Raw genomic sequence first — 24,890 nt, 5'->3', positions numbered from 1 at the left:
CTCCATGACGAAGATCGACACCAGCGGCCCGGAGCAGGTGCTGCCCACCCCGTCGCACACGGTCGGCCCCTTCTACGGGTACGCCCTGCCCTTCCGCGGCGGCGAGGACGTCGCGCCCGCCGGGCACCCGGACACGGTCACCGTGCACGGGTACGTGTACGACGGCGAGGGCAACCCGCTGCCCGACGCACTCTTGGAGCTGTGGGGCCCGGACCCCGAGGGCAAGGTCCCCACCGCCGACGGGTCGATGCGGCGTGATCCCGCCTCCGGCGGCTTCCTCGGCCGCAACGGCGTGGAGTTCACCGGCTTCGGACGCATCCAGACCGACGCGAACGGCCACTGGTACGCGCGGACGCTGCGGCCGGGCGCGCGGGGGCGCAGTGCGCCGTACGTCAGCGTGTGCGTGTTCGCGCGCGGGCTGCTGGTGCACCTGTTCACCCGGATCTACCTGCCGGGCGACGAGGCGATGCTCGCGGCCGACCCGCTACTGGCCCGGGTGCCGGCCGGGCGCCGCGACACGCTGATCGCCGTGGACGAGGGCCACGGGACGTACCGTTTCGACATCCGCCTTCAGGGCGAGGGCGAGACGGTCTTCCTGGAGTTTCAGTGACACCACCTGCCGACCCCGCCGACGCCGACTCCGGCACGGGCCTGCTCGCCCCCGGGTGGGCCGGCTCGTCGGCCGCCTCCGCGACCGGTGACCGCGCGTATCTGCGGGCCCTGCTCGACGCGGAGGCGGCGCTGACCCGCGCCCAGGCCGCGCTGGGGCTCGCCCCTGCCGGGGCGGCGGACGCGGTCGGTGCGGCCGCCGCCGACCCGGCCGCCTTCGACGTGCGCTCCCTCGCCGAGCGCGCCCGGGGCGGCGGGAACCCGGTCATCCCCCTGGTGGCCGACCTGACGAAGGCGGTCGGCGAGCCGTACGGGCCGTACGTGCACCGGGGCGCGACCAGCCAGGACATCCTGGACACGGCGACGATGCTGGTCGCCGCCCGCACCCTGGACCTGCTGCTGCCCGATCTCGCCCGCACGGAACGGGCGCTGGCCCGGCTGGCCGCCGAGCACCGGGACACGCCGATGCCGGGCCGGACGCTCACCCAGCACGCCGTGCCGACGGCTTTCGGGCTCAAGGCGGCCGGATGGCGCGCGCTGGTGCTGGACGCGCGGGACCGGATCACGGCGGTGCGGGACGCGCTGCCCGCCCAGCTCGGCGGCGCGGCGGGCACCCTGGCCGCCTTCGAGGCGTACGGCGCGACGGACCCGACCGCACTGCCTGCCGCCTACGCCCGTGAACTCGGGCTGCGGGTACCCGTACTGCCCTGGCACACCCTGCGCACACCGATCGCCGACCTGGCCGGGGCCCTCGCCTTCACCGCCGGGGCGCTCGGGAAGCTCGCCGTGGACGTGCTGACGCTGTCGCGCACCGAGATCGGCGAGGTCGCCGAGGGCAGCGGGGGCGGCTCGTCGGCGATGCCGCACAAGGCCAATCCGGTGCGGTCCACGATGATCGCGGCGGCCGCCCGGCGCGCACCGCAGCTCGCGGCCACGCTGTACGGCTCGCTGGCCGCCGAGGACGAGCGTCCGGCCGGGGCCTGGCACGCCGAGTGGGAGCCGCTGCGGGACCTGCTGCGGCTGACCGGCGGCGCCGCGCGCGACGCCGCGGAGCTGGCCGAGGGGCTGCGGGTGCGTCCGGACGTGATGCGGGCGCACCTCGGGCTCACCCACGGGCTGATCGTCTCGGAGCGGCTCTCGGCCGAACTGGCGCCGGTGCTCGGGCGGGCCCGTGCCAGGGAACTGCTCACCGAACTGGCGGCGCGCGCCTACGCCGAGGACCGGAACCTGGACGAACTCCTGGCCGGGGTACCGGAGTTGCGGGACCTCGACCTGGCCGGACCGACCGACCCCACCGGCTACACGGGCGCCGCTGCCGCCCTCACCGACCGTGCTCTGGAGCGACGTTGACGACCATGCTCAACCACCTGTCCGAAGGCCCCGCTTCCGCTCCCCCACTGCTGCTCGGTCCCTCGCTGGGCACCTCGTACGCGCTGTGGGACGCGGTGGCGCCCGAACTGTCCGTCCGGCACCGGGTGATCCGCTGGGACCTGCCGGGGCACGGAGGTTCCCGGGCCGATCTGATCGGGCCCGGCGCCACCGTCGGGGACCTGGCCGATCTGGTGCTGGCGCTCGCCGACTCGCTCGGGGTGGAGCGGTTCGCCCACGCCGGGGTGTCCCTGGGTGGTGCGGTGGGCCTGCATCTGGCGGTGCACCACCCGGAGCGGGTGTCCTCCCTGGCGGTCGTCTGCTCGTCGGCGCACTTCAACGGAGCCGAGCCGTGGCAGGAGCGGGCCGCGCAGGTGCGCGAGGAGGGGCTGGCACGGCTCGCGGACAGTGCGGACGCGCGGTGGTTCACGCCGGGGTTCACCGTGCCGCGGCTGGTCCGGGACCACCGGGAGGCCGATCCCGGTGCGTACGCGGCCTGTTGCGACGCGCTGGCCGCCTTCGACCTGCGGGAGCGGGTCGGTGAGATCTCCGCGCCGACCCTGCTGGTCGCGGGGCGCGAGGACCCGGCCACGCCACCCTCGCACCTGCGGGAGATCGCCGACGCGGTGCCGGGCGCGACGCTGACGGAGATCCCGGGTGCCTCGCACCTGGCGCCGGCCGAGCGGCCCGAGGCGGTGCTGACGGCGCTGCGGGCGCACTTCGACCGCGGGGTCCGGCGGGGCATGGCGGTGCGGCGCGAGGTGCTGGGCGACGCGCACGTGGACCGGGCGCAGGCGCGGCAGTCGCCGTTCACCGCCCGCTTCCAGGACTTCATCTCGCGCTACGCATGGGGCGAGATCTGGACCGACGAGACGCTTTCGCGCCGCGAGCGCAGCATGGTCACGCTGACGGCGCTGGTCGCGCACGGCCACTACGAGGAGCTGGCCATGCATGTGCGGGCGGCGCGCCGCAACGGGCTGACGCCGGACGAGATCGGCGCGGTGCTGCTCCAGACCGCGGTGTACTGCGGGGTCCCGGCGGCGAACTCGGCGTTCGCGACGGCCCAGCGGGTGCTGGCCGAGGAGGCGGACGACGCCGCGGAGTGAATCCCCTCGGCGCCCCCTGACGACCCTCAGCCCGCTTGGCCCACCACCGCTAGGGCCTCGCGGGCGCGGGCCGCGAGGCCGTCGGCGCCGCAGGACTCGGCCAGCGCCAGTCCCCGGTTCAGCTCGGCCGCCGAGCGGGCCGCGAGTCCGTACTCCACGCGGGCGGCGGCGTGCTCGTACTGGCAGGGCGATGCCTCCAGGTACGCGACGGCCTGGGCGGCGAGCCGGACCGCGCGCTGGCCGGTCTCCAGGGCTGCGGCACAGCGCAAGGCCTCCCCTATCGCGGTGTCCGTGCCGAAGCGCTCGGCCTGGCGGCGGGCGTCGGTGGCCAGTCGGGCGGCGCGGCCGGGGTCCTCGCCGGCCAGCGCCCGGGCCAGTTCGGTCGCCCAGGGGACGACCACCGGGTTGTGGCGGCCCCGCGCGGCGGCGGCCTTCTCGGCGGCCTCCAGTTCGTTGACGCCCTCCTTGGTGCGGCCCGTGGCGAGCAGCAGCCGGGCACGCACCGGGCGCGGGTCGGGCAGCACGATCGTCGACGGGTACGGCGGGGCGAAGCCGTACTGGTCGGCGACGGTCCTGGCCTCCTCGACATGGCCGCGGGCGAGCAGGGTGTCGATCAGGTTGCAGGTCGCCGACCAGTACAGCGGCAGTCCGCGGCCGACGCGTTCGGCGATGCGCAGGGACTCGCGCAGCGACTGCTCGGCCTCCCTCAGGCGGCCCCTCCTGCGGTGGCCGAGGCCGACGTAGGCATGCGCGAGGGAGAGGTGGCCGCCGCTCCAGCCGGCACTCTCGTAGGCGCGCAGGGCCTCGGTGAACAGTGCTTCGGCGCGGTCGAGCCGGTCGGCGTAGGCGTAGGAGCTGGCCAGCATCATCGGCAGTTCCAGGCCCCACTCGGTGCCGGTCCAGCCGAGTCCGGGTGCCAGGCGGCCGTTGACGAGGGCGCGGTCGCACAGCTCGACGACCTCTTCGGCGCTCTCGCCGTGGGTCATGGCGTCGAAGCCGCGCAGGATGAGCAGGGCGCGCTCGGCGTTGTCGCGGCCGGTGCAGGTGGCGGCGAGTTCGGCCAGGCGTGCGGAGCGGTGCGGCGAGGAGGTCTCGCCGGCGTGGATGCCCTCCCACATGTACTGGGCCGCCTGGAGCCGCAGGCGCGCGGAGGGGTCGGGGTTGCGGGCGGCCTCCGCCTCGACGGTGCGGACGGCCTCCTCCAGCTGGTCGTTGTGGAGCAGTGCCTGGGAGAGCCGGAAGACGGCGTCCACCCGCTGCTCGCCCTCGAGGCCGGGCATGGCGAGCGCGGTGCGCAGGTGACCGATGGTGGTGGCGGGCGCGGTGAGGAGGGTGGCGCAGCCCAGTTCGAACAACACGCGGGCGTGGGACTCGGGCAACGGCGGTTCCTGCAGTGCCCGTTCGAGGCAGCGCCGGGCCGCGTCGGGGGCTCCGACGGCGAGGTGCTCGCGGGCGGCCTCGCGCAGCTGGGCGACGACTTCCTGGTCGTCGTCGGGGTGCACCTTGAGCAGGTGGCGGGAGGCTGCCGCCGCACCGAGCCCGGAGTCGGCGACCAGCTGGGCCGCTATGCCGTGCATCGCCGTGCGCAGTGCGTCGGGGATGGAGTTGTAGACGGCGGTGGCGATCAGCGGATGCACGAACTCCAGGTCGCCCGCGGATGGTTGCCCGGCGGTGGCGTCGGGCACGGCCAGGATCCGGGCGCCCCGGAGCAGCTCGGCGCAGCGGGCGGCGTCGGCGCGGTCCAGGGTGGCGAGCCTGGCCACCATGTCGACGGTGATGCCGCCGCCGAGGATGGCCGCGGCCCAGGCGAACCGGGTGGAGTCGACGCCGAGTTGCTCCAGGCGGGCGACGAGACCGCCGCCGCGGGCGGAGCGGTTCAGGGCGCGCAGTTCGGCGGCCTCCGCCTCGACGGGTTGCAATTCGCTGTCCTGGACCTTCGCGAGGAGTTCGACGGTCTCGTAGGGGTTGCCGCCGGTGACGGCCCACACCTCGCGGCAGAACGCGGCCTCGGCGTGTGCGCCCAGCGTGGCGCGGGTGAGTCCGGCCGTCGCCTCGGGGGTGAGGGCGTTCAGCGGGGCGAGGGGCCGGCCGACGGCGGTGGCCGCCTCCAGGTGACGGGCGCTGTCGCCGCTGACGTCGCCGGGGCGGCGGGCGATGACGACCAGGACGGAGGTCTCGTCGAGCCGTTCGGCGAGCGCGGCGAGCCAGCGCAGGGTCTCCTGGTCGGCCCAGTGGGCGTCGTCGATCAGCAGCACCAGCGGCCACTCCCGGCGGGCGAGCCGGCGTACGGCGGCGACCAGACCGTCGCACACGCCCTGCGGGTCGGCCTGCCGCTCGCCGGGGTCCGCTATGCCGAGGGCGGGACCCGCGATGTCGTACCAGTCGCCGAGGTACTCGCGGGCCTCCTCGGGGAGCATGGACACCAGGGCGGGCTGGAGCAGTTGGCGCACCACGTTGAAGGGGACGGACCTGAGGGTCTCGCCGCCGCGTGCCGACCAGACGGTGCAGCCCCGGGCCTCGGCGATCCGGCGGGTCTCGGCGAGCAGCGCCGTCTTGCCGACCCCGGCCTCGCCGCGGGCCTCCAGCAGGGTGCCGGGCGACGAGCGGTCCGCGCACAGGGTGTCCACCGCGCGCGCGATGGTGGCGACTTCCTCGTCGCGCTCCCAGAGGGAGGCCGGGACGGCGCCCGCCCGCCGTACCTCCGTCATCCCGCTACCTCCCCGAGTCGCCCGAATGACGTACAGAGCCTGAGCCTAGCCCTCCGATCGCGCAAGTGGTGGGCGCTCCGCCGACCAGTTGCCGTGACGGGTGACATGCGGTAAAGCGTGAACGACGGGCCGGGCCCGTCATCAGCGGCGGTGCGGCCGGGAGCCCGTCAACCTCGCGCGGCGCGCGGCGCCGGGCCGTCCGGAGGACGGGGTGCGGCCGGGCCTCTCATCCGGCTTTCACCGACGCCTCATACGGTGGGCACATGACGCAGGCGACTCCTCCCGGGTGGTACCCGGACCCCGGACAGAAGAATGACGGTCCCGCCACCGAACGCTGGTGGGACGGCACGGCGTGGACCGACCGGGTGCGCCCCGCGGGAGAGGCCGCCGCATGGGCTCCTCCCGCGCAGCCGCCGGGGCAACCGCCGGTCCAGCCGCCGGTGCAGGACACCGCGGCCGTGCCGTACCCCGTGCACCCGGGCTATCCCGGCATACCCGTCCAGCCCCCGTCCGCGCGACGGCGGCGGCTGCGTGCCGGCATAGCCGTCGCGGCGGCCGTGGCGGTGCTGGCCGGCATCGGGGTCGGCGTGTACGCGCTGACCGACGACGGCTCGGGCGGCAACGACGCGGGGGCCTCGCAGCAGGACCGGCGCGCTCCCGGCGACCGGAACGACCCCTTCGGCGACTCGGGCGGCGGCGACGGCGGTGGCGAGGACGGCCGGTCGCCCGCGCCGGACTCCCCGGACGGGTCGGAGCCGCCCACAATCGACAGCGGCTCGGTGACGGACGCGTTCAGCGGGATCAGCCTGCCCATACCGGACGGCTGGTCGGGGCAGGAGTTGCAGGTCGGCGCGCAGGTGACGTCGGACGACGCCTACAAGTGCCCCGGCGACACCTCCAGTTCCTGCACGAAGGGCGGCGCCTACTCGGCGCCCGCGATGCTCCTGGAGACCGAGGGCGACACCGCGGAGGAGGTCGCCAAGGCCGACATCGAGGCGAACGCCGAGGAGTCCTACGGCGGCAAGTCCTACGGCGGGATCACCTCGCACGACGAGCTGGCCTCCAAGGCGGTCACGGTCGCCGGGCAGAAGGGCTACCTGGTCCGCTGGAAGGCGGTCACCGCCAAGGGCTCCGACGGCTTCGTCGAGTCGCTGGCCTTCCCCTCGCCCGCCGACCCCGAGCGCATCGTCGTCGTGCGCTTCGGTGTCGACACCGACCAGAAGCAGACGGTCATCGACGAGATCACCAAGGGCATCGAGGTGGACACCTCGGGCGGCGGCGGGGGCGACGGCCAGGACGTCTGACCGGCCCGGCGGTGCCCGCGGAGGTACCGCCGGGAAACTGTCGGCCGGGCGGGGCGCCCTTCCGCTCAAAGGGTGCCCCACCCGGCCGGGGGTGCGCGCCGCCCCCGTCCCCACGGTGCGGCGCGGGCAGGCCACCGTCCAGTCATCCCGTGGACGGCGGCCTGGGTATCAGGGGAGGCCGAGCGCCGGCAGCACCACGGCCTCCACGAAGCGCACGAGGTAGGCCGCGTCCGCCTGCTCGCCCTCCAGGACGGGCCGCATCCGCAGCATGCCGAAGAGCTGTGCGGGCACGTACTCCAGCGCCGGGTGGCCGGCCGGCACCTCTCCCCGGGCCACACCGCGCGCGAGGATCGCCCGCAGCGCGGCGATCTCCGGCTCGACGAGCGCCTCGCGCAGCGCGCACTTGAGCTCCGGGTCCTCCATGACCGCGTGGCCGAGCGCCTGGAGCAGCCCGGTGTCCTTGCCCGCGCCCTCGCCCGCGGCCGCGGCCGCCTGGCGGAGGTCCTCGGCGAGCGAACCGCTGTCGATGTCGGTGAAGCGCACCCGGCGGTTGGAGCGCAGTGCGGCGGCCACGAACTGGGGCTTGGTCTTCCACTGCCGGTAGAGCGTGGACTTGCTGCACCGGGTGCTGGCGGCGATGCCCTCCATGGTGACGGCGTCGTAGCCGCAGGAGCGGAGCTGGTCGAGCACGGCGTCGAAGAACTCCTGCTCACGCTCTGGCGTGATCTTGGAGCGGCGCGAGGTGCCGACCGCTTCCGGTCGGTCCGCGTCCTGCGACGTCATCGGCCCCGCTCCTTCCCGTTTCCGGTGTGTCGTATGTCTATCGATACGCCAGTGTACCGGTACACCACCGTATCGGTACACTGGCGTATCGGAACGAGGTCGTATCGATGAGAACCGTCACACGCCCTCGTACCCGACGAGCCACACGCACCACCGTCAGCGAAGGGGCCGGGGGATGAATGCCCGCAGCGAGCCTGCAGAAGCGGGGCCGGACGCGCCCGCGCGCCCACCGCTCGTCCGTGAGCTGCTGCTCGTGGCCGGGCTCTTCCTCGTGTACAAGTTCGGCCGCCGACTGGCGACGGGAGAGACCGCGGAGGCGTTCCGCAACGCCCACCACGTGTGGGACTGGGAGCGGGTGCTCCGGCTGCCCGACGAGGGCGCGGTCCAGTCGCTGCTGCTGCACGGCGACACGCTGATACACGTCGCGAACACGTACTACGCCGCCGTCCACTTCCCGGCCACCGTGGCCTTCCTGGTCTGGCTCTACCTGCGACGGCCCGCGCACTATCTCTGGGCCCGCCGGGTGCTGGCCGCCGTGACCGGCGCCGCGCTGGTGCTGCACCTCCTCTTCCCGCTCGCCCCGCCGCGCATGCTGGCCGCCACCGGCCTGATCGACACGGCCCGGCTCTTCGGGCCCTCGGTGTACGGGCCGCCGCGCACCGACACGTTGTCGAACCAGTTCGCGGCGATGCCCTCGCTGCACTTCGGCTGGGCCCTGATGCTGGCGATCGGTCTGATCGTCGCGACGCGGACCCGGTGGCGCTGGCTGTGGCTGCTGCATCCGCTGGTGACGCTGCTGGTCATCGTGGGCACCGCCAACCACTACTGGCTCGACGTGATCGTGGCCACGGCCCTGCTCGGCCTCGCGCTCGCGGTACTGCGGCTGCCCGAACGGCCCCGCCGGCCGCGGTGCGCCCTCCCTCACCGGCGGTCCGAGGTCCGACGCCGGTCGTCCGCCGAGCGGCCCGAGCTGGTCGGGGCGGGCCGGTGAACGCCGCTCTGGTCGCCGTACTGCTGTCGCTCGTCTCCGCCTGCGCCTACGCCGCCGCGGCCGTCGCCCAGGAGCGGCTGGCCTCGCGCGCCTCCGGCGCCGGTCCGCTGCGGATGCTGACCTCCGGCGCCTGGTGGTGGGCGGTCGCGCTCAACGCCTCGGCGGCACTGCTGCACGTGGTGGCGCTCAAGTACGGCCCCCTCACCGTGGTCCAGCCGCTCGGTGCGCTCACCCTGGTGGCGGCGGTGCCCCTGGGGGCGCGGCTGGCGGGCCGGCGGGTGAGCGCGATCGAGTGGCGGGGCACCGGGCTGACGCTGCTGGGCCTCGGCGCGCTGCTGCTCACCGCCTCGGGGCCCGCCCCGGACGACGTGCTGAGCGTGCCGGAGGCGCTGACGGTGTCCGGCGCGACGGCGGCGCTGATCGGCGTGCTGTCGTGGCCCGGCACCCGGCCGGGACTGCGGCACGCGACGGCGTCCGGGATCGCGTCCGGCGTGGCCTCGGCCCTCACCCAGACCGTCACGGTCGCCGTCACCGACCGGTCGGGCCCGCTCCTGAGCGTCCAGGTGATCGGCGTGGCCGTGCTGGTGGCCGCCTTCGCGACCGGCGGACTGCTGCTGTCCCAGACGGCGTACCGCGGCGGTCTCGGCGCCCCGCTGGCGGTGGTGACCCTGGCCAATCCGGTGGCCGCCGCGGTGATCGGGCTCTCCCTGCTCGGGGAACGGCTCAGGGGCGGCGCGGGCGGCGTGCTCCTCGCGCTGACCGGTGCGGCGCTGGCCGCCTGGGGAGTGCTCCAGCTGAGCCGGGCGGCCCCCGAGCGGCCGGAGACGGCCGCACCGGTGCTCGCGGGTCCGGTGCTCGCGGGTCCGCAGACGGAGCCGGAGGGACCGGCACCGGCGGGGCCCGGGCTGGTGCCCCGGCAGCCGGGGCCGGGGCACCTCACGCGGCTCTAGCCGCCGGTCCGGGCGTCGCCTCAGTCCGTGGTGATCGCCGGGTCGCTGGTTCCCGGGCGGCCGTTCTCCACGTGCCCGGCGAAGCGGCGCAGGAAGGCCGGGTCGGTCTCGGAGGTGACCGTCACGTCGTACCAGCGCCGGCTGCGCGCGAGGCCGACGGTGTGGTGCACGGTGGCGCCGGCGCGGACGGCGAGGGTCCGGGTGCCGCCGTCGTAGGCGTTCGCGATCCGAAGCCGGACCGTGCCGGTGCCGGTGTGGGTGAGGGTCAGCCGGAGGTCCTCGCCGTGGTGCCGTGCGGTGACCTCGGGTCCTGCGGGTCCGGCGACCGCGTTGGCGCCCCGGAAGACCCGCAGGAAGCCGGCCGGGCCGTGCACGGTCAGGTCGTAGGAACCGCCGGAGTACGCCGAGTTCCAGGTGTCCGCGAGGGTCTTGCCGGCCTCGGTGGTGTACGTCCAGGGGCCGTCGGTGCGGTTGCCGGAGGTGACGAGGAAGGCGGCTCCGGCCCGGGCACCGGAGGCGAGGGCCAGCGTGAACTTCCCGGCCGCCGTGTCCACGGCACCGTCCACGTACGGGGCGTAGCGCAGCGGGCGGGAGGGGCGCGTCCCGCGTTCCTGCCGGGGCATGCCGGGGTCCGCGGGCGGCGTCGGACGGTAGTCGGGGTGGCGTTCGCGGTCCGGCGGCTCGTAGGCGTCGGTGTCCGGCAGCCGGGCCGGGCGGCTGTCCGTGCGGGAGAAGTCGAAGGCGGAGGTCAGGTCGCCGCAGACGGCGCGGCGCCACGGTGAGATGTTCGGCTCGTGGACGCCGAAGCGGCGCTCCATGAAGCGGATGACCGAGGTGTGGTCGAAGGTCTCGGAGCAGACGAAACCGCCCGTGCTCCAGGGCGAGACCACCAGCATGGGCACGCGCGGGCCGAGCCCGTAGAAGCCCTCGCGGTGGGTGGCGCTGCCCTCGAAGACGTCCAGGGACACGTCGACGGTGGACCGGCCCTGCGCGGCGGACTTCGGCGGCAGCGGCGGCACCACGTGGTCGAAGAAGCCGTCGTTCTCGTCGTACGTGATGAACAGGGCCGTCTTCGCCCACACCGCCGGGTTTGAGGTGAGCGCGTCCAGGACCTGGGAGATGTACCAGGCGCCGTAGTTCGAGGGCCAGTTGGAGTGCTCGGAGAAGGCCTCCGGGGCGGCTATCCAGGAGATCTTCGGCAGCTTGCCCGCCTTGACGTCGGCGCGCAGCCGGTCGAAGTAGCCCTCGCCGCTCCTCGCGTCGGTGCCGGTGCGGGCCTTGTCGTACAGGGGGTCGCCGGGCTCGGCGCCCCGGTACTTGTTGAAGTACAGCAGGGAGTTGTCGCCGTAGTTGCCCCGGTAGGCGTCGTCGATCCAGCCCCAGTGGCCGGCCGCGTCGAGGCCGTCGCCGACGTCCTGGTAGATCTTCCAGGAGACCCCGGCCGCCTCCAGGCGCTCGGGATACGTCGTCCAGTCGTAGCCGAGTTCGTCGTTGCCGAGGACCGGGCCGCCGCCCGCGCCGTCGTTGCCGGTGTGCCCGGACCACAGGTAGTAGCGGTTGGGGTCGGTGGAGCCGATGAAGGAGCAGTGGTAGGCGTCGCAGACGGTGAAGGTGTCGGCGAGCGCGTAGTGGAAGGGGATGTCCTCGCGGGTCAGGTACGCCATGGTGGTGGTGCCCTTGGCGGGCAGCCAGCGGTCGTACTTGGCGTTGTGGTAGGCGTCCTGCCCGTCGGACCAGCCGTGCGGCAGCCCTTCGAGGAACTGCATGCCGAGGTCGTCGGCCTCCGGGTGGAAGGGCAGCACCTCCGTGCCGTCGCCCTTGCGCTGGTGCCACACCGACCTGCCGCCGTCCAGCGCCACCGGGTGCGGGTCGCCGAAGCCGCGGACCCCGCGCAGCCTGCCGAAGTAGTGGTCGAAAGAACGGTTCTCCTGCATCAGGACGACGATGTGCTCGACGTCCTCGATCGACCCCGAGCGGTGGTTCGCCGGGAGCGCCGCGGCCCGGTCGATGCTCGCGGACAGGGCGCTGAACGCCGTGGTGGCGCCCGCGAGTTGGAGGAATCTGCGCCGGTTCACTTCGGCCATGGGGGTGAGGGACCTCTCGCCTTGGGGGGTTCAACCGGCCGGACGGTGCCGGGTGATGACGGATTGCGCGCGAAAGGAGTGTTCCAGGAGCAGCAAACGTCAGGGAAGGGTCCGGTGGCGCTGGTGTGAAAGTCACCGGTACGCGAGGTGTGCGGGGTCCCCCGCCCGGGGATGGTCGCGATCATGACAGGCATGGACACGGAAGCACCGGCGCCCCCGACCCGACGGCCCGTACGCCAGCTCCTCGCCGCCTCGGTGGGCAACGCGGTGGAGTGGTACGACTGGTACGCCTACACCTTCCTCGCCACCTACATCGCGGACCAGGTCTTCCCGAAGGGCGCGGACAACTCGCTGGTGCCGCTGCTGTCGACGTTCGCCGTCTTCGCGGTGGGCTTCTTCATGCGGCCCGTCGGCGGGCTGCTGATGGGCGCGATCGCGGACCGGCGGGGGCGGCGCGCCGCGCTGACCGTCACCATCCTGCTGATGGGCGGCAGCAGTCTGCTGGTCGGGCTGACCCCGACGTACGCGGCGGCGGGTGTGCTGGCCCCGGTGTTCCTCGTGGTCGCGCGGCTGCTCCAGGGGCTTTCGGTGGGCGGCGAGTTCGCGGCCTCGACGACCTTCCTGGTGGAGTCGGCGGGGCCGGGGCGGCGCGGCCTGTTCTCCAGCTTCCAGTACGTCTCGACCACGGCCGGGCAGCTGGTGGCGTCCGGGATCGCGACGCTGCTGGTGGACACGCTGAGCGAGGACCGGATGAACGGCTGGGGGTGGCGGCTCCCCTTCGTGTTCGGCGCCGTCCTCAGCCTGGTCGGCTTCTGGATCCGGCAGGGCGCTCAGGAGACCCGCAGCACCGAGCAGCAACGGGCGCCGCGTCCGGCCCTGTTCGAGGCACTGCGCCGTCATCCGCGCGAGTCCCTGCTGATCTGCGGCATCACGGCGGGCGGCACGATCGCCTACTACACCTGGACGTCGTACCTGCCGACGTACGCCGAACTCAACGCGGGGGTCGCCAAGTCGGACGCGTTGCTCGCGGGGACGATCTCGCTGGCCTTCTTCGGGCTGCTCCAGCCGGTCGGCGGGATGCTCTCCGACCGCTTCGGGCGGCGTCCGCTGCTGCTCTTCTTCGGCGTGGGCTTCGCGCTGCTGAGCGTGCCGCTGCTGCACTCCCTGCGCGACTCCTTCGCCGTCCTGCTGCTCGTGCAGTGCGCCGGGATGGTCCTGCTGACCGGCTTCACCTCCATCAGCGCCGCCGTCAACGCCGAGGTCTTTCCGCCCCGGGTGCGGGCGGCCGGGATCGGCTTCCCCTACTCGCTCACGGTGGCGCTGTTCGGCGGCACGGCACCGTACGTGGGCACGCTCTTCAAGGACCTGGGCCACGCCGGGATCTTCCCCTGGTACGTCGCCGTGCTGTGTCTGCTGTCCTCGCTGGTGTACCTGCGGCTGCCGGAGACGGCGCACAAGGAACTGCGGCGCTGACGCCGGGCCTTCCGCCGGGCCGTCCCGCCGGGCTTCCGGGTCACCGGCGCCAGAGGCCGCGCCGCAGGGCCGCTTCCGTGGCGGTGAGGTAGACGGTCGTGGCCAGCCACTGGGCCGCGTACTGGTCCCGGTCGTCCCCGGCCGGGCGGCCGAAGGCGTCGCGGGGACTGCGGGCGGCCACCGCGCCGAGCGCGGCGAACAGGTCCGCGCCGGTGGCGAACCCGCCGCGGCGCAGCGCTGCGGCGTGGGCGCCGCGGTCGCTGTCGCGCGCGGGTTCCGCGGCGGCGCGCCGTCCGCCCGTGACCGCCAGTTCGACCAGGTCGCGCACGCGCCGGAGCGGCGAGTCGACCGGACGGGCGTCGCCGACGGTGGGCGGCGACGGGGCCGGACCGGGAGCCGCTGCCGGGAAGTGCGCGTCGCACAGCTGGTCGTAGCCGAGGTCGGCGCGGTCCCGCCACTCCTGCGGGAAGCGGAGGGTCGCCGCCCCTGCGCCGGGAACCGGCCCGACGGCCAGTGGGCGCAGGGTCGTGAGCCGGTCGGGGTCGACGCGGCCCAGCAGCCGTACCCGCAGCCCCGGACACGCGCCCAGTCGCCGGAGGTTGGCGGTGTGCGCTAGGGCGGGATGGTGGTGGGCCGGTGCCAGCCGGACCGTCGGCCCCGGAGCGTCGTCGGTGCGGACCCGGGCCAGCACCTCCTCGCCGTCGGCGGCGACGATCTCCACGTCGCACCCGGTCAGCGGCGGGGCAGGCGCGGCCCCGTCGGCGGCGGCCGCGGGCACGAGGCCGGCCCAGGGGCGTCCGGCGGCGAAGGTGGCCCGGACGCCGGGTTCCGTGAGCAGGCGGCCGTCCGGGGCGACGACGGCCCCGGTGACGACCAGACCGCCGCGCGACAGCCGCTCGTGATCGCTCAGGAAGGACCGGACGGCGACATGTGCGGTCCCGGCGCGGCGGGCTCGCTCCGGTCCCCCCGGTGCGACGTCGCGGAGGGTGTACCAGCGGCCGGCGTCGTCGACGAGATGCGTGAGGACACCGCCCAGGGCACCGGGTCCGACCACCGGTTCCCGGCAGACGCCGTAGAGGCGCAGCGGTCCGTCGGTGTGGTGGTTGTGGGGGACGGCGCCGATCAGCTCGGGGTCGGGGTCGGCGGCCTTCAGACGGTGGGTGACGAGGAGGATTTCCCGCAGGGCGGCGACCGACTCGGCGGGCCGCTGGACCCGGTGGGCACCCTGCGGGTCGCGCGCCTCGCGCAGGTGGCGTACGACGTCGAGGGCCGCGCCCTCCGCACGGTGCAGGCCGGCCAGGCGTGCGGTGTGCGCGGCCCGGAGCAACTCGGCCTGGAGAACCGCGCCCGCCGCGGTGATCCCGGCCGCCAGGACGGCCGCGGCCGCCGTCCAGAGCCCCTCGGCGGCGCGGACCTGCCCGGCGGAGGGCCCGCGCGCGGGAGGGGCGGCCGGTGCGGTGGGCGGAGCCGGTGCGGTGGGCGGAGCCGTTTCGGTGGACGGAGTCGTTTCGGCCGGCGGAGCGTGGTCCGCGACCGGGGCGGCGCCCAGGGCGGCGGTGCGGTGCAGGCAGCGCGGGGACAGGAGGCAGGTGCAGCGGGCCTGGTCCGGTGAGGTGATCGTGCCGGACGGGCCGGGCGTCAGGGTGACCCGCGCGTCCTCGCCGCAGCGGATGCCGTACGTGCCGTCCTCGGCGGCGTCGACGGGGGTCGCGGCCAGCGACTCGACGGCCGCGTCGAGTCTGCGGCGCAACCGGGTGGACAGGCCTTCCACCGCGGCGGCGAACACCTCCGGCGCGACCGGCGGGAGCGAGGGGGCAGTGCCCGGGCGGGGACGGGTCATCGGGCGGCTCCACGGACCTGCCCGCCGACCCAGCGGGCGAGCGAGAGCGGGCTGAGGGCGGCCACCGGCATTCCGGCGGCCACGAGTTGGCGGGTGACGGGCACGGAGTAGCGGGGCGTTCCCTCGCCGTCCAGCGCGGCGCAGCCCAGCAGCCGGACGCCGGAGGACACCAGTGCCCTGGCCTCGGCCAGCAGTCCCTCGACCGCGCCACCCTCCTCGAAGTCGCTGACGACCACCATCAGGGTCCGGTCGGGCACCTTCACCAGGGAGCGGGCGTGGGCGAGACCGGCCGCGATGTGTGTCCCGCCGCCGACCTCCACCTCGAGGAGCAGCGAGAGGGGGTCGGCGACCAGGCCGGTGAGGTCGGCGACCTGGGTGCTGAAGGTGAGGAAGTGGGTGGAGATCATGGGCGCGCCGCCCAGGATCGCGGCGGTGAGCGCCGACCAGACGACCGAGGTCTCCATGGAGGCGGAGACGTCGACGACCAGGATCAGCCGCCAGTCGTTCTGCCGTGCGGTCCGGGTCCTGAACACCGGCTGCTCGGGGACGACTTCGACCCGTCCGTCCTCCCGGCGGCGGGTGTGCGCGAGGTTGGCCCGCAGCGTGCGGGGCAGGTCGAGCGGGCCGCCGGGGCGGCGGGTGGGGCGCGGGGTGGTCAGGCCCGTCAGGGTGGGGCGCAGGCGGGTGGCGAGCTCCTTGGTGAGGTCCTCGACCAGCCGCTTCACGAGCGGCCGCAGGCTCGCCACCCGCTGCTCGGGCATCCCCCTGGCCAGGGTCAGCACGGCGGACAGCAGTTCCACGGAGGGCCGTACGGAGGCCGGGTCGAGCAGCGGGACGGCGTCCGTACGGCCGTCGGCGACGGCACGTTCGAGGACTTCCTCCCGGATCTGCGCGCCGAACAGCGTCCGGAGGTCCTCGGCCCAGTGCCGGACGCTGGGAAAGCTCCGCGCTCCGCCGCCGGTCCGGTCGTCGTCGCCGTCTCCGGAGGTCCCGTTCGCGCCGGGTTCCGGTTCGCCGTCCCCGCCCTCCTTCGTCTCCCCGCTCTCCTCGCCCGTCTCCTCGCCCTCCCGGTCGAAGAGTTCGTCGAGTGCCCTGGCGTACGGCCGCAGGGCCGCGGGGAGTCTCGCGGTGTCGCGGCCGAGCAGCAGCCGCCAGCGGTCCGCGGGGCCGAGCCGTGGGGCTCCGGCTCCGTGCGGGGCCTCGGCGGCGGAACGCTCCGCCCTCGGCGCCGGATCCGACGTCGCCCCGGCGTCCTCTGCCGCCGGGGCCCTCACCAGGTCCGCCAGGCCAAGCTCCCGCAGCAGGGCGAAGCCCTCCCCGTCGGCCGCGGCCCACCGCCCGACCAGCTCGGGCGGGGCGGGAAGCCGCAGGTCGGGCCGGTCGCCCAGGCGGTCGGAGACGGCCGCGAGCACACGGGTCCGTCCTTGCGGTGTGAGCGCCCGGAAGCCGCCGCGCAAGGCGTACAGCCGGTCGAGGAAGCCGCGGTCGCTCATGGTCTCCACCCGCTCGAACAGCGGGCCGAGAGCGGTGGACGCGGACTCGATCAGGAATCCGGCCGCGACGAGCACCCCGGTGAGCCGGCGTTCCAGCCGACGCCGTCCGTCGGCCCCGGTCGCCGTGTCCACCCAGCCGGCGAGCCTCGTCCCGAGCACGTCCGAGCCGTCGAGGTCCAGCAGTACCCGGGCCGCCTGGGCGGCGCCCTGGAGGAGCGGGGAACCGGTGCGGGAGAGCGCGGACAACTCGCCGTCCAGCCGCAGCCCGAGCCGGTCCGCGGCGCTGCGGACGGCGAGGGTGACGACCGCGACGGCGTCCCGGGGCTCGTCGCTGCCCGCCAGGCCCGGCAGGACGCGGACGGCGGCGTCCAGCAGGAGGCCGGCGAGCCGGGCCGCCCGGGTCCGGACGCGTTCGGTGGTGCCGGGCAGATGCCGTCGGCGTATGGACTCCAACAGGTCCAGGGCGTCGAGGAGTTCGGGCAGTCCGGCGGCGCCCGGCAGGACGCGCTCGGCCTCGGTGAGGCCGTCGTGGAGCAGGTCCGTGAGCGCGCACCGGGCCGCGGCCCCCAGGAGGGCGACGACCCGGGCCGGGGTGACCCGGCCGGCCTCGGCCGCCCTGCGGTGGTTCTCCCTCAGGGTGCCGTCGGCCGCCTGGGCGGCGGTCACCCCGCGGACGCCGACGAGGTCGAGGCGGGCGGCGACCGACGGGGTCCACGCGACCCGCCACCGGGTGGTGAGCGCGCTGCCCTCCCCGGCCGTGGTCACCTCGACGGGCTCCGCGTAGCCCACCCCGCATTCCCTCAGACGCTGGAGCAGGATCTCGCGCCGGGCGTCGAGCGCGGAGCGCAGCGGCGTGAGCCGAAGGTCCCGGCCGCCCGGGTCGGCCGGTCCGGGCAGCCGCAGCGCGGCCAGTTCGGCCTCCACCCAGGGTCCGAGGCCGGAGCGGGGGGTGCCGGGCGCGAGGCGGCCGCGTCCCGTGCCGACCAGGACGGCCCCCAACTCCCGTTCGAGGGCTTGGCCCCGGCCGAGTACGGACGTCACCGCCTCCACCAGTTCCCGGCGGCCCGGTGCGGGCAGACCGCGCAGGGTGCCGAGGTCGCAGGCCAGCCGCAGGGCCTCGACGGCCTCACCGGTGCCCGCCGTGTCGCCGGACGCGCGGATCTCACGGCACACTTCGGTGAGCAACCGGGCGGCGGCGGCCCGGACGCGGCCGGGGTCGCCACCGGCGTCGAGCACCGCCTGCCGCCAGCGCGGGGCGCGGATGCCGGCCGGGTACCCGGAGCCGGGGTCCAGCAGGGCGAAGGCGTACGGCACGAGGGACGTGACGACCGGGGAGCCCGGCCCCGGCCCCGCGTCCGGCGCGGTCTCCGCCACCGCCCCCGGGTCGCCCTCGTCGGACAGTCCGGGCACGTGGAAGGCACCGATCACCGCCGCGACCCGGCGCTGTCCCCGGGCGGCGAGGACCCGGCGCATGTGTGCCTCGCGGGCGAGGTCACCGGCACCGATCCCGGCGCGGGCCGCGGTGTCCTCGCGCAGCGCCCGCCCGAAGGCGAGGGCGGCGCGGCGCACGGCCTCGGGAGCGCTGCCCGGCGCCAGTGCCTCGACGGTGCCGTCCCACAGCTCGTCGACGTCGACGCCGGTTCCGTCCGGCGGCCCGCGGAACCACGCCGGGTCCGCCAGTGGCAGATCGCAGCAGACCACCTCCGCGCCCCGGTCCCGCGCCCAGCGGATCGCCGCCAGTTCCGGCGAGAAGTCGGCGAGCGGGTAGAGGTGCAGCCGGCCGTCCTGCCGGGCACCGCTCAGAGCCACCGGCGCCACGGTCCGCGGATCGGCGAGGTACGGCAGCCAGGGCTGGAAGTCGGCCGGCAGTTCCACGCAGACGACCTCGGCGTCCGCCGCGTCCAGCAACCGGGGGACGGCGACGGCCAGGGCGGGACTGTGGTGACGTATGCCGATCAGGTACGGCTGCGTGCGAGCCGTCGGCACCGCCACCTCGGTGGCGGTCTCTTTGCGTGCGGTCATGGGTCCAGGTGCGTGGCGTGCAGGGGGTGGACAGGAGGCGGAGGGGACAGCCGCCCGACGGCCGTCCCCTCCGGTGGCGGACGTCAGCGGCGGCGCTTGCGCGGCCGCGGCACCTCCAGTTCCTCCAGGCGCGGCCCGTCCCCGTCCTGGACGCGCTGCCAGGCCTCGCGGTACAGCCCGGCGACGGGCCGGGTGGGCACGACGACCCCCAGGACGGGCGCCTCGCCCTCCAGCAGGTCGTACATCGGCAGCTTCCACCGCTCCAGAGGGAGGTGCGGGTTCGGCGGCTGGGTCCAGCCGCCGGGCAGGAACAGCGAGCGTCCGGCCTTGGAACGGCTGCCCTCGACCACGAGGTCGGTGGCGGCCAGTTCGGCGCGGGCCGCGCGGAGCCTGGCCGTTCCGCCGCGCTGCCCGCCCCAGCCGGTCCAGCGGGCGGTGTTGCGGTCGGTGGGGTCCGGCATGGCGAGCAGCATCAGGTAGAGGGCGGCGGCGTCCTCGCCGATGCCGTACCGCTTGGCCGCCTCACCGACCAGGTCGGGCACCGAGCGGGCGGGGTCCTGGGGCCACCACAGCCCGCCGGCGTCGCGCTCCCCGGCCATCGGGTGGCCCGGGTCGGCGAGCAGTTCGGCGAACGGCCGGTCGTGGACCAGGCGCAGTGCGGTCTCCTGGGCGTTCGGCCGCTCGCCGGTGAACAGCGCCGCCAGGTGCGGGTCGTGACCGGCCGCGTCCAGGAGCGCGGGCCGGACGGCGGGGACCGGTTCCGACCGCTCGGTGCCCAGGACGACCGCGCCGTGGCGTTCGAAGTCGTCGCCGGTCTCCGTGGGGTCTCCGGCAGCCCGCCGGAACGCCTCCCAGTCGACACCCCGCCGGTCGAGGGCGAGCAGCAGGCCGGGATGGGCCAGCCGTTCGCGCAGCGCGGTCAGGACGCCGGGCAGGGCGGCGCGCAGCGGGTCGCCGGACGGGAGCCGGTGGGCGAGCCATGCGGCCAGGGCCACCGAGCCCTTGAGGACCGAGCCGTCGAAGCCGGGCGACTTCTCGGCGGTCTCCAGGTAGTAGCGGCCGACGCTCCAGGTCAGGTCCTTCGTCAGCCGGGGCTCGGTGGCCAGGTCCACGAAGCCCCGCAGGGCGTCGGCGGGCGCCCAGCCGACGGACTCGACGGTGCGGACGGCGTCGTGCAGCACCTCTTCGGGCAGTGGGGTCCTTCGGCCGAAACGCTCGTTCCAGACCTCGGCAGCGCGTGCGGTGTCGGGGCCGTGCGTCCAGAGCCGGGAGGGTTCGGTGGGCAGCAGTGCCGCCAGGACGGCCCGCAGGGCGCCGCTGTCGAGGGACCTCAGCTCCTCCTTGGACACGCGGGCGTCGGCGGACTTCACCCCGATGACCTTGAGGGTCGCGGAGGGCACGCTCGCGCGCTTGTCGTCGGTCTGCGGCACTCCGGCGAGCACCAGCCGGGCCGTGGTCGGGGTGACGCCGGTGAGCCGGGCGAACTCCTCGGCGGCCTCGGGGCGCCACGGCACGGGGCCGCGCTCGGCCAGGTCGGTGCGGAAGGCGGCGACCCAGCCGGGCGCCCGGGTCGGCTCCGGCACGAACGGCTCCTCGGACACCGGGGTGTAGGGGGCCGGTGTCTCGAAGCGGCCGGTCGGGTCGTGGTACAGCGCACCGTAGTGCTTGCCCTTGATCTCGTAGTGTCCGTATTCGCGGACGAACTGGTACCAGTCGTCGGGAAAGACGAGGAACGCGCCGCCGTCCAGGTCGAGCAGGGTCCCCCTCGTGTACCCGTGCGTGGCGCCCGGCCCGACGAACGTGTCGGGGTCGAACGCCAGGTGCACCCGGCGCCAGTGGCCGGGGTCCAGCTCCGTCAGCCCCTGCGCGTCCAGTTCACCGAGGAAGGCGTCCAGCGCCTCCCGGTGCTCCTGCACGGTGGCCTCCGAGGCCGCCCTGAGCGCCACCACGGCGGGCAGTTCGGGCAGGGCCACCGCGTTCAGGTGCTCCAACGGCCCCTGCTTGGCGAGCGACAGGTGGAAGATGCCCGCGGGGGACGGTTCCGCCAGGCTCTTCATCGACCGGGCGAGGAGCTGCGGCAGCTCGAAGAGGTAGTGCTGGAAGTCGTAGAACCAGCGCTCGTCGCGTTCGGTCAGGCCGCCGCCGTTCAGCGCGGAGGCGAGCAGGCGGTCGCCCAGCGGGGGCCGCGGTTCCTCCGGGGTGACGCCCCGCACCGCCGAGTCCAGCCGGGCGAGCAGTTCCTCCAGGAAGCGCTGCTGTTCGGCGGCGTGGCGCGCCACGCCGGTGATGCCCCGGAGCAGCGCTTCGTGACCGACCTCGGGGAACAGGGCGCGGACGGGTGCGAGCACCGCTTCCCGGTCCGCCGTCCCGGCCTCCCCCGCCTCGTCCCCGGTGGGCTCGGCCATGGCGGCCGCCAGCAGCGCCGCCGCGACGTCGTCGCCGACCCGGCGGAGCGCCGCGGAGCCCTGCGGGTCGCGGGGCCGGAGCAGGTGCCAGTAGCGCAGGGGCGGCAGCAGGGGGGTGCCCGCGGAGAAGGGGCCGGCCGTCTGGTCACGCTGGAACTGGGCGAGCACCGCGTGGTCGGAGTCCCGCAGTTGGATGTCGCCCGACCATCCCATCACGGTGACGGCCCGGTCGGTGCCGGGGAAGACCAACACGTTCTCCGGGTTCCCGCCCACGCGCCACGGTACGACGACCGAGTGGCCGGCCAGGTCCTCTCCGTGCCGCGAGCCGTCGGGCCGGATGATCACCCGCCAGCCGAGCAGCCCGTCCACCGGGGCGCACACCGGGCCCGGTTCGGCGGACGGGGCGGGCAGCAGCCAGGAGGCGCCGAGGGTGCTGCCCTCCGGTGCGGTGCGCAGCCCTTCGGCGAACCAGTCCGGGCCGCCGCGCTCCCCCGTCGTGTCGTCGGCCGGGTCGTAGGCGTGCCAGGTGCTGTTCTTCTCGCGGGACCAGTCGTTGACCCAGACCCAGTACGAGGTGCCGTCGCTGATCACCCGCTGCCGCCAGGGGACGTGGGTGTCCCCGGGCCGCAGCCGGCCGTGGCCGGTGGTCCTGCCGCCCCCGGGAGCCGGGAGGGAGACGGGCGGCATGCCGTTCGTCCCGTCGCTGCCGTCCACGTGGCAGGCGTAGGAGTCGCGGACGTCGCCGTCGAGTTCCGTGGTCGGCGACACGCCCGTGTCGGGGTGGTACCAGTAGCCGTACGAGGTGGACGTGGCGGAGGCGTACCAGGAGACGAGCAGTGCGCCGTCCACGTACCGGACGTCGGGGCGGCCCGCATCGTCCGGCAGAAGCAGCTCGTGGCTGAGGACCGTGCCCTGCGCGTCGAGCACCCGGGCGTGCGTGCCCTGAAGGACGAAGAGGTACGGCCAGGCCTCGGCCACGCGTGTCGCGCGGGCCTGCTCCGGGGAGGCGGACGAGCCGATCGCCTCGTCCCAGGCGGGCCAGCCCAGTTCGTCGACGATCCCGTTGCGCAGGGCGCGGCCGAGCACGGGTGCCATGCCGGTGCTCAGCGCGTCCCGCACCTCCTGCTCGGCGGTCGCCAGGATCTCGCCCGGCAGCCACCCCAGCGTCTCGAACGGACCTCTCCTGCGCTCGAAGTCGCCCAGCCCGCTGGTGAGGTATCCGCGGCTGACCCCGGCCACCCACTCGGCGAGCATCGGACGGCCGCCCGGCGACTCGGCGAGCCGGGTCACGGTGCGCTTGTCGATGCCCTCGCGCTCGTAGGTGGGGCAGCCGCTTTGGAAGACCTCCCGGAAGCGGATGTCGGCCGCCAGGGCGAGGAGGTCGCGCCGTCCGTCGCGGGCCGCCCACTCCTGGAGGTTGAGCCACGGGCGGTCCTCCGGGTCCCCGACCGGGATGTCCAGGGCGAGGAGCTGGTCGAGGAGGTTGACGTCGCCGACGGGCGGCCGCAACGCACCGTTCTCGTCGTTCAGTTCGGCGCGGAGGGCACCGGCCATGCGGTCGACGAGGGGGTACAGCCCGGACGGTGCGATGTGCCGCTCGTGGGTGCGGCACAGGGCGAGGAACCTGCGGGTCCAGCCGGCGGTGCCGTCGGGGGACCGGGCCTCGGCGGGCAGCGCGGCGTCGCACAGTCCCTCGGTGGCGCCGGTCTTCTCCAGCAGGTCGAGCCACTGCCCCAGCTCCTCGTGCTCCCACTCCGAGGGGAGCAGTCCGAGCAGGGTGCCACGGGCGGCGGGTTCGCGCCGGGTCAGTTCCACCAGGGCGGCCCGGTGGGCCTTCCACCAGCCGGGCGGTGCCTTGAGGGTGCCGGGCAGCGGCAGCACCTGGCGCAGGTACGCCATCTCCTCGGCGAGGGCCTCCTTGCCCGCGACGGCCTTCGCCAGCCTGCGCAGATCACCCGCGCCGGGGCTCGACGGGGCCACGCCGTGCGCGGCGAGCCGGACGAAGAGTCCGCGCAGGTGGCGGAAGGCGGTGGCGGCCGGTACCCGGGAGGAGAGTCCCTTGGCGTAACTGGACAGCACCTTGGTCGGCATGGCGTCGGCGAGGGCGAACTCCAGGAACACCGCGTCCATGCGGGCCTCGTCGAACGGCAGGGCGTGGGCCGTCTCGGCCTTGCGCGCGTTGACGAACATCTGCGAGGCGTACGCCTTCTCACCGGCGGCCAGGAACACCCGGCCGGCCTCCTCGTAGAAGGTGGGCAGGAAGTGCGGCACGGAACCCGCGAGGCGGGCTCCGATCGACTCGTAGGTGGCGCGGGCCCGCTTCGCCCGGGAGCGCACCGTCCTGGCGACCTTGTTCATCTCCTCGACCAGGGACATGGCGAGGTGGCCGTCGGTGGGGTGGCGGGCCAGCACCCACTCGGGGAAGCCCATGGCCCGGTGCTGTCCGACGCCGACCTCGACCGGCTCGCGCACGGGCAGCAGCCCGAGGAATCCGCCGCCGTCCCCGCCTGCCGGGTCTGCCGCGGCGGGTTCCGTGCCGGACGGGTCGGCGGGCGTCAGGCGGACGACGATCCGGTCGTCCAGGCCCGGATGCCGGTAGGCCCGGGTGAACACGGGCACGGCGCGCTCGCCGCCCCCGGTGGTGCCCGGCGGCAGTACCGCACCGGCGCGCAGCAGCTCCTCCACCTCTGCCGCCGCCCCGTCCCGGGTCGTGCCGTCGCTCATGATCGTGTGCCTTTCGTGGGTGTGGTGCGTGCCGCGGCCGTGGCGTTCACTCGGCGCCGTCCGTGGGCACGGTGCGGCCGGCGTGCAGGGCGGCCGCCATGCGCATGCCCTCGGACCAGGCGACGGGGCCGACCTCGCGCAGCGGAAGACTCCGGTACGCGTCCTCGTGGCTCCAGGTCAGGGCGCCGGTCCAGGCCTTCTCCTCGGCGTAGGGGTCGCTCATGCCGACGGAGACGGTGACGATGCGTCCCGCGTCCCGGACGCGGTCGACGATGCGGCCCCCGGAGACCTGGTAGCCGAGGGACGTGGCACGGGCGGAGAGATGGAACCACGAGCGGTATTCGGCGCCCGCGAACTCGGTGACCAGGTCGGTGTCGTCGCCGTGGGAATCCCCGGGCGCCGGCCAGGTGGCCCGGTGGATCTGCTCCACGCCCTGCACCACGCCCGACTCGGCGGCGAAGGTGCGCAGTTCCTCCAGGTCGGGGAGGAGGACCGGGTGGGGCATGGTCACCGTGGCGGGGGTCAGGCGGACGGTCTCGCCGTCCAGGTTCACCACCCGCAGTCCGTCCGACTCGTTCGCGTCGCGCAGGAAGCCGACCTCGTCGGGGCCCTCGCCGACCACCACGATGTCCCGCAGGGCCGCCCGCCACGCCTCGTCGGGCCAGACCTGCGCGAGCAGCCCGGTCGGCACCGGGAGCGAGGACACCATCCAGGTGTCGACCTGTGCCACGCACTCGGCGGCGTGCCGGTCCAGCCACTCGGCGAAGCGCTGGAGTTCGACCACCTCGGGGCGGTCCCGTATCTCCGCGGGCAGCGGTCGTTCCCGCTTCCCCTCCGCCGGGGACTTCGCCGACGCGGACCGCGCCACCACCCGGCCCTCCACCAGAGCGACTTCGTACGTGTCGCCCGCTGCCAGCCAACCCATCAGCTCTTCGCCTCTCCCACTACTAGGAACACACGTCACAGCACACGGGCCCCCTGAATCGACACGCTCCGCTGTGGCGTTGGCCAAAGACTAGGGGCACCCACC

At 75.0% G+C, this 24,890-nt stretch carries 14 protein-coding genes; 7 read left to right on the top strand and 7 right to left on the bottom strand.

Annotation, left to right across the window (positions count from 1 at the left end; all coding sequences use genetic code 11):
• Positions 1-4: 4 nt before the first annotated feature.
• Genes pcaG through pcaDC form a run of 3 tightly spaced genes read left to right on the top strand, consistent with a single transcriptional unit; the run spans position 5 to position 3,083 of the window.
• On the top strand, positions 5-610 hold the full coding sequence (gene pcaG / locus ACZ7MF_RS09685) for a protocatechuate 3,4-dioxygenase subunit alpha (RefSeq protein WP_471475584.1): 606 nt from the start codon (positions 5-7) through the stop codon (positions 608-610).
• Positions 607-1,959, top strand: coding sequence for a 3-carboxy-cis,cis-muconate cycloisomerase (gene pcaB / locus ACZ7MF_RS09680; protein WP_471475582.1), 1,353 nt, complete (start codon positions 607-609; stop codon positions 1,957-1,959). The genes pcaG and pcaB overlap by 4 nt, the downstream gene beginning before the upstream one ends.
• Positions 1,960-1,964: 5 nt before the next feature.
• Positions 1,965-3,083: a bifunctional 3-oxoadipate enol-lactonase/4-carboxymuconolactone decarboxylase PcaDC gene (pcaDC, locus tag ACZ7MF_RS09675; RefSeq protein ID WP_471477206.1), complete on the top strand. Its 1,119-nt coding sequence runs from the start codon at positions 1,965-1,967 to the stop codon at positions 3,081-3,083.
• 26 nt (positions 3,084-3,109) lie between these two features.
• Here the strand turns inward: pcaDC and ACZ7MF_RS09670 are convergent, their stop codons facing one another.
• On the bottom strand, positions 3,110-5,791 hold the full coding sequence (locus ACZ7MF_RS09670) for an ATP-binding protein (RefSeq protein ID WP_471475581.1): 2,682 nt from the start codon (positions 5,789-5,791) through the stop codon (positions 3,110-3,112).
• A 263-nt stretch (positions 5,792-6,054) separates the two neighbouring features.
• Here ACZ7MF_RS09670 and ACZ7MF_RS09665 point away from each other — a divergent pair, with 263 nt between their 5' ends.
• Complete coding sequence (locus ACZ7MF_RS09665) at positions 6,055-7,095, top strand: DUF2510 domain-containing protein (RefSeq protein WP_471475580.1); 1,041 nt, start codon at positions 6,055-6,057, stop codon at positions 7,093-7,095.
• 168 nt (positions 7,096-7,263) lie between these two features.
• On the opposite strand, the gene ACZ7MF_RS09660 is transcribed toward ACZ7MF_RS09665, so the two are convergent.
• On the bottom strand, positions 7,264-7,878 hold the full coding sequence (locus ACZ7MF_RS09660) for a TetR/AcrR family transcriptional regulator (RefSeq protein ID WP_356861969.1): 615 nt from the start codon (positions 7,876-7,878) through the stop codon (positions 7,264-7,266).
• Positions 7,879-8,053: 175 nt separating this feature from the next.
• On the opposite strand from ACZ7MF_RS09660, the gene ACZ7MF_RS09655 reads away from it, so the two are divergent.
• On the top strand, positions 8,054-8,869 hold the full coding sequence (locus tag ACZ7MF_RS09655) for a phosphatase PAP2 family protein (RefSeq protein ID WP_471475578.1): 816 nt from the start codon (positions 8,054-8,056) through the stop codon (positions 8,867-8,869).
• Positions 8,866-9,819 carry a DMT family protein gene (locus ACZ7MF_RS09650; protein ID WP_471475577.1) on the top strand — a complete coding sequence of 318 codons (954 nt, stop codon included), beginning with the start codon at positions 8,866-8,868 and terminating at the stop codon, positions 9,817-9,819. Before ACZ7MF_RS09655 ends, ACZ7MF_RS09650 begins: the two co-directional genes overlap by 4 nt.
• Before the next feature lie 20 nt (positions 9,820-9,839).
• Here the strand turns inward: ACZ7MF_RS09650 and ACZ7MF_RS09645 are convergent, their stop codons facing one another.
• Entirely contained in the window at positions 9,840-11,903 is a 2,064-nt protein-coding gene (locus ACZ7MF_RS09645; protein WP_471475576.1) for a phosphocholine-specific phospholipase C, read from the bottom strand.
• Between the two features lie 171 nt (positions 11,904-12,074).
• On the opposite strand from ACZ7MF_RS09645, the gene ACZ7MF_RS09640 reads away from it, so the two are divergent.
• On the top strand, positions 12,075-13,376 hold the full coding sequence (locus ACZ7MF_RS09640; protein WP_471475574.1) for an MFS transporter: 1,302 nt from the start codon (positions 12,075-12,077) through the stop codon (positions 13,374-13,376).
• A gap of 40 nt (positions 13,377-13,416) precedes the next feature.
• Here the strand turns inward: ACZ7MF_RS09640 and ACZ7MF_RS09635 are convergent, their stop codons facing one another.
• The 4 genes from ACZ7MF_RS09635 to ACZ7MF_RS09620 all read right to left on the bottom strand — a co-directional run bounded on the left by ACZ7MF_RS09635 (position 13,417) and on the right by ACZ7MF_RS09620 (position 24,785).
• A complete protein-coding gene (locus ACZ7MF_RS09635; protein WP_471475573.1) occupies positions 13,417-15,216 on the bottom strand; it encodes a hypothetical protein in 1,800 nt (599 codons plus the stop codon).
• Entirely contained in the window at positions 15,213-18,731 is a 3,519-nt protein-coding gene (locus ACZ7MF_RS09630) for a DUF5682 family protein (RefSeq protein WP_471475571.1), read from the bottom strand. Before ACZ7MF_RS09630 ends, ACZ7MF_RS09635 begins: the two co-directional genes overlap by 4 nt.
• An 83-nt stretch (positions 18,732-18,814) precedes the next feature.
• Positions 18,815-23,860 carry a DNA-binding protein gene (locus ACZ7MF_RS09625; protein WP_471475570.1) on the bottom strand — a complete coding sequence of 1,682 codons (5,046 nt, stop codon included), beginning with the start codon at positions 23,858-23,860 and terminating at the stop codon, positions 18,815-18,817.
• Positions 23,861-23,906: 46 nt separating this feature from the next.
• Positions 23,907-24,785: a DUF4132 domain-containing protein gene (locus ACZ7MF_RS09620; protein ID WP_471475568.1), complete on the bottom strand. Its 879-nt coding sequence runs from the start codon at positions 24,783-24,785 to the stop codon at positions 23,907-23,909.
• Positions 24,786-24,890: the final 105 nt, after the last annotated feature.

It is taken from the genome of Streptomyces sp. NPDC111628 (assembly GCF_055635195.1).
This window is presented reverse-complemented; position numbering and strand designations above follow the sequence as displayed.